General features: G+C 61.5%; 3 protein-coding genes. All 3 read right to left on the reverse strand.

The features are described 5' to 3' along the window. Positions 1–247: 247 nt before the first annotated feature. Complete coding sequence (gene plsX / locus ACTO5E_RS10540; RefSeq protein ID WP_482303472.1) at positions 248–1,243, reverse strand: phosphate acyltransferase PlsX; 996 nt, start codon at positions 1,241–1,243, stop codon at positions 248–250. Then, positions 1,228–2,574, reverse strand: a complete 1,347-nt coding sequence (gene trmFO, locus ACTO5E_RS10545; RefSeq protein ID WP_482303474.1) for a methylenetetrahydrofolate--tRNA-(uracil(54)-C(5))-methyltransferase (FADH(2)-oxidizing) TrmFO — start codon at positions 2,572–2,574, stop codon at positions 1,228–1,230. The genes plsX and trmFO overlap by 16 nt, the downstream gene beginning before the upstream one ends. Positions 2,575–2,799: 225 nt before the next feature. Next, positions 2,800–3,436 (reverse strand): topoisomerase DNA-binding C4 zinc finger domain-containing protein (locus ACTO5E_RS10550; RefSeq protein WP_482303475.1); only part of this gene is annotated, 637 nt, incomplete at its 5' end.

The following is a 3,436-nucleotide window of genomic DNA, read 5'->3' on the forward strand; positions in this document are numbered from 1 at the left end:
GGGGTGAGCGTCTGCCGGTGGCAGACAAGCTGCGAACCGACCGAGGCGAAGCCGAGACTCTCACGAGAAATGTCCCACTGGGACATTTCTCTATCTTCCTGCGCTTTCGTTGCGATTTTAAGGGCAAGGGATTAAGGTCGCCGCCGGCGGCTTAAGAAACTTTTCGAGAAAAGTTTCTTAAGAATCTTCAAAAGCTTTTGATACGCGCACCTTGGTTGGGGGGCGCTTTGGGTTTTTGCGCGCGGTTTTAGTTTGCCAGGGCTTGGGTGATGGCTTCTACATAGCCTGACTGGGTGCAGTCCCGCACCAGCTTGAGGGCGCTTTGCACTGCCTTGGCTTTGGCGTTGCCATGCATTTTGAACACCGGCTTTGCCGCCCCCAGAATGGGCGCGCCTCCATAGGAATTGTAGTCCATGGTCTTTTTCAGCCCCTGCAGGTCTCCGTAAATCAGGGCCGCTGCCAGCTTATTTTTTACGTTCTTCTGGAAGATATCCTTCACCATGCCCATCATAGCCAACGCCGTGCCCTCATACAGCTTGAGCACCGTGTTGCCCGTAAAGCCGTCGGCCACTGCCACGTCGCAGGCCCCGTAGGGGATGTCCCGGGGCTCCACATTCCCCACAAAGTTCAGGCCCGGGCAGCTTTTCAGCAGGGCATAGGCCTCCTGGCGCAGGTCGTCGCCCTTGTGGGACTCTGTCCCCACATTCACCAGGCCCACCCGGGGGGCCTGCACCCCCATCACATTCTCCATGTACGCCGAACCCATCAGACCGAATTGCAGCAGCATATCCGCCCGGCAGACCACATTGGCTCCCCCGTCGCACACCATAAAGGGGGTTTTGGTGGTGGGCAGCACTGGGGCAAAGGCCACCCGCTTCACCCCTTTCATTCGCTTGACCAGCATGGTGGCCCCCACGGTGAGGGCTCCGCTGTTGCCCGCGCTGGCAAAGGCGTCGCCCTTGCCCTGGGCCAGGGCCCGCATACCCACGGCCATGGAGCTTGCCGCCTTCTCCTTCAGAATACTGCTTGGCTCGTCCTCCATGGTCAGGGTCTGGCTGGCGTGGAGCACCTCCATTTTGCGAAAAGACTCCTCCAAGCCCAGCTCCTTGGCGCAGGCCAGCAGCTGGTCCTTGTCTCCTGCCAGGGCCACGTCAATGCCCAAGGGCTCCATGGCCTGGGCGCAGCCCAGCAGAATCTCCCGGGGCGCGTTGTCCCCCCCAAAAGCGTCTACGATAATGCGCATGTTGTTCCTCCCAAGTAGTCAGTCAATGCCTGCAAGGCCCGCTGGGCCAGCCGGCTGTAGCGTTCCCGCTTGTCCCGCACCCGCTCTGGCAGCGGGGGCAGAATGCCGAAATTCGCCCCCATGGGCTGAAAATCCTTGCCCTCATACCCGGAGACATACCGGCTCAGGGCTCCTGTCATGGTCTCTTCGGGCAGAACCAGCGGCTCCTGGCCCCGCAGCCGCCGGGCCAGGTTCCGCCCTGCCAGCAGGCCGCTGGCCGCGGACTCCATATAGCCCTCTACCCCGGTCATCTGTCCGGCAAAAAACAGATCTGGCCTGGCCCGCAGGGAGAAGTCTCCGTTGAGCAGCCGGGGGGAGTTGAGAAAGGTGTTGCGGTGCATCACCCCATACCGGGCGAACTCCGCCCGCTCCAACCCGGGAATCATGCCGAACACCCGCTTTTGCTCGCCAAACCGCAGGTTGGTTTGAAAGCCCACCAGATTGTAGAGGCTGTTCTCCCGGTTCTCGGTGCGCAGCTGCAAAACCGCCCAGGGCCTGTGCCCGGTGCGGGGGTCGGTCAGGCCCACGGGCTTCATGGGGCCGTATCGGATGGCGTCCCGGCCCCGGGAGGCCAGGACCTCAATGGGCATACAGCCCTCATAGACCTTGGGGCCAGCCTGGTCCACCCCGTGGGCAGCCTGGTCCACGCCGTGGACAGGGGCCCGCTCAGCGCCCAGCAGCGCCTCTAAAAAGGCCTCATACTCCGCCTTGTTCATGGGGCAGTTGATGTAGTCCCCGTCCCCCTCTCCCCGGCCGTAGCGGTCGGCGGTAAAGCAGCGGCTCATGTCAATGCTCTCTCGGGTGACAATGGGGGCGGCGGCGTCAAAAAAGTGGAGCCCGCCTCCGCAGAGGGTCTCGATCTCCCCGGCCAGACTGTCTGAGGTAAGGGGGCCTGTGGCAATGACCGCCGGGCCCGCCGGGATGGCTTCCAGCTCCCGGCGTTCCAGGGTGATCAGGGGGTGGCTCTCCACCGCCTGGGTGGCCAGCCGGGAGAAGGCCTCCCGGTCTACCGCCAGGGCTCCCCCTGCGGGCACTGCCGTCTGTTGGGCAATGGGCACCAGCAGAGAGCCCAGGCGGCGCATCTCCTCCTTCAGCAGCCCGGCGGCGGACTCTACCCGGGCGGCTTTCAGGGAGTTGGAGCAGACCAGCTCCGCCAGCAGCGGGCTTTTGTGGGCTGGGCTGAAGCGGCCCGGCTTCATGTCCATCAGGCGGACGGGCAGACCCTGGCCTGCCAGCTGCCACGCAGCCTCGCAGCCGGCCAGGCCGCCGCCCACCACGGTTATTTTTTCCATATTGTCCCCCGTTCCGGCGGGTTTGCCGGTTTTTGTCGTTTCTCCGCAGCCGCCCTGGACACTTAGGGCTTGTTTGAAAATAGAGGAAATGCCGGATTTTTGGTCCAAAGGAGGCGATTTCAAGGAGAAAACCGCAAGTAATACTTGCGTATTATGAGGATTTTCAACGCAGAAAGCGACTGCTTTGGGGCAAAAAGATGGTGTTTTCGATTTTTCAAACGAGCCCTAGTCCTTGGGCAGCTTGCCGGGGAAGGTGCAGCCCTCGGTCATGCAGTAGATACGCTTGTCTTTGGTCTTCTTCTGCATCAGGGTTTTGCCGCACACCGGGCACTTCTCCTTGGTGGGCGGGTCCCAGCTGACGAAGTCGCAGTCCGGGTAGCGGTCGCAGCCGTAGAACACCCGGCCCTTTTTGGACTTGCGCTCGATAATATTGCCCCCGCATTTAGGGCACTCGGCGCCCGTGGTCTTGACGATTTTTTTGATGTTCTGACACTCCGGGTAGCCTGAGCAGGCGATGAACTTGCCAAAGCGCCCGTGCTTGACCACCATGGGCCTGCCGCATTTGTCGCAGATTTCGTCGGTCTCGTCCTCTTTCAGGTGGATCTTCACCCCATCCATGGCCTTTTTGGCCTTTTGCACGGTTTTGTCAAAGTCGTCGTAGAAGGCTTGCAGGGCGTCTACCCACTGCTCCTCCCCCCGCTGTACCGCGTCCAGGTCGTCCTCTACCTGGGCGGTAAACTTGACGTTGACGATTTTGGGGAACTGCTCCTTCATGAGCTTGGTGATGACCTCTCCCAGCTCGGTGGGCTTAAAGGCCTTGCCCTCTCGGGTGACGTACTCCCGCATGGTGATGGTGGAGATG

This window comes from Acutalibacter sp. (genome assembly GCF_056800975.1).

Coding starts and splice junctions, on each gene's coding strand:
- plsX (WP_482303472.1), bottom strand. CDS start 1,243: ATGCGCATTATCGTAGACGCTTTTGGGGGGGACAACGCGCCCCGGGAG.
- trmFO (WP_482303474.1), bottom strand. CDS start 2,574: ATGGAAAAAATAACCGTGGTGGGCGGCGGCCTGGCCGGCTGCGAGGCT.